Origin of the sequence: Candidatus Aegiribacteria sp., from assembly GCA_021108005.1 — a bacterium.
GTDB lineage: Bacteria > Fermentibacterota > Fermentibacteria > Fermentibacterales > JCC-6 > Aegiribacteria.
The window spans coordinates 1-2,123 of the sequence record JAIORS010000129.1; the positions used below are offsets into that span (position 1 = coordinate 1).

The 2,123-nt window shown below is 44.1% G+C and carries 1 protein-coding gene; it reads left to right on the top strand.

The annotated features are described in order from the left end of the window. Positions 1-469 precede the first annotated feature (469 nt). A partial coding sequence (gene pglX, locus K8S15_07785) for a BREX-1 system adenine-specific DNA-methyltransferase PglX (protein ID MCD4775937.1) occupies positions 470-2,123 on the top strand: 1,654 nt, incomplete at its 3' end.

Genomic DNA, 2,123 nt, shown 5'->3' on the forward strand with positions numbered 1-2,123 from the left:
ATTCCACAAAGCGGTGCCGTATATGAAGATCAACACTAAGTTCACGCTAAATAGACACCAAGTTGGTGAACTCGTTGCCAGAACTGGAACCAAGTCGGGACCAAGCTGGGATCACGTAGGGAGCAAGTTGGGACTAAGTAGGGACCAAGTAGGGGGCCAGTCACCGACCCAGTTGTATAAAACCCCCTTTTCCGAACAAGTAATCAGATATGTTACCATACAAGTAACCGAACAAGTAAGCGAACATGTAACACCCACAAATCACAGAGGACACCAAGATTTGGCGGCTGAAGTCGGATCACGGATAGAGTCACAACTTTTGGCTCAAGGAGGTGGGGAATGAGCGCATATCCTGATGGTCGTGCCCGTGCTCGTGTGACCGATGAAAGCCTGCAAATCCATCACAAGCCCTGTGATGTTTTTGAAAACTCAATGAACCAGCGCCGACTTCTCGAAGAGGGATCAAACCATGACCAATGATAATTCAGCAAATAACCCGGTCCCTAACTTCTACCGCACCTCTGCAGCTGATTTTAAGAATATTCCGGGGAGTCCGATTGCTTACTGGGTTAGCAATCAATTTTTTGAGACATTTATAAGAGCTGATCTTATTGGAAACAAGATTGCTTTAAAAGCTGGATTGTCTACAGGGGACAACACAATTTTTCAAAGATATTGGTTTGAAGTACCCAAAAATAATATATCCTTTAATACAAAAACACTTTCAGAAACTGAAGTAAACGGCATAAAATGGTATCCTTGTCATAGTGGGGGTGAGTTTCGTAAATGGTATGGAAATCATTCCATTATTGTGAATTGGCAAAATAATGGGGAAGCAATTAGAAAATTCGGATTCGAAAAAGGACGTATTCGTTCTGCAGTAAGAAATCAAGACTTTTATTTTCAAGATGGATTAACGTGGTCAAAAATTAGTTCAGGAAAATTTGCTGCGCGTTGGCGACCTTCGGGTTTTTTATTTGATGATACTGGACGTTGTGGATTTGCGGATTCACAGACAATCCAATTGACACTTGGTTTATTTTGTTCAAAATTAACCAATATGTATCTGAGTCTGTTATGTCCAACTCTTAGTTTTACAAGCGGAGAAATAGCAAAAATACCATTAAAGGATATTTTAGATGATAGTTTAATTAGTAATATTAATAAATGCATTCGAATATCTATTTCAGATTGGGATTTCTATGAAACTTCCTGGGATTTCACCACCCTCCCCTTCCTCCAACCAGAAATCCACCAACTCGCCCTCCGTGAAACCTACGTTAAGCTCCGCGCTCACTGGCGAGAGATGACGCTGGAGATGCAGCAACTGGAAGAAGAGAATAATCGTATTTTCATTGAGGCTTACGGCTTGCAAGATGAACTAACACCGGATGTTCCACTTTCTGAGATCACGCTGACATGCAACCCGCATTATCGCTACAACGGAAATAAAAGCGAGGAAGATCTGGAAGCATTGTTGCTGGCAGACAGCATCAAGGAGTTCATCTCCTATGCCGTGGGCTGTATGTTTGGGCGGTATTCGCTGGACAAGCCAGGGCTGATTCTGGCAAACCAGGGCGAAAAGATAGGAGATTATCTACAACAGGTGCCTGATGCGTCGTTCATGCCGGATGACGATAACATCATCCCCATACTTGAAGATGAATACTTCACAGATGACATCATGTCCAGGTTCAGGGAATTCCTGAAAACCACATTCGGGGTAGAGAGCCTTGCCGAGAACCTTGAATTTATTGCCCGGGCTCTGTCGAAGTCAAAGAAGGGCGGTGGGTCGCCTGAGAAAGTGATACGGGACTATTTCCTGAAATCGTTCTTCAAAGACCATGTCAAGATGTACAAGAAGAGACCCATATACTGGCTCTTCACATCAGGCAAGGGCAGGGGGTTCAATGCGCTGGTGTATATGCACAGGTATGATCGGGAAACGCTGGCTAAGATGAGGACGGATTATCTGCTTGAGCTTGAGGCGAAACTGGATGCGAGGATCGGGATGCTTGGGGATGATTCAGGTGCGGAGAAGGCGAAGCTTGGGAAGCAGGTGGAGGAGCTTATGGATTATGATGCGGTGTTGAATAATAAGGCGCTGGAGTATATTGATATTG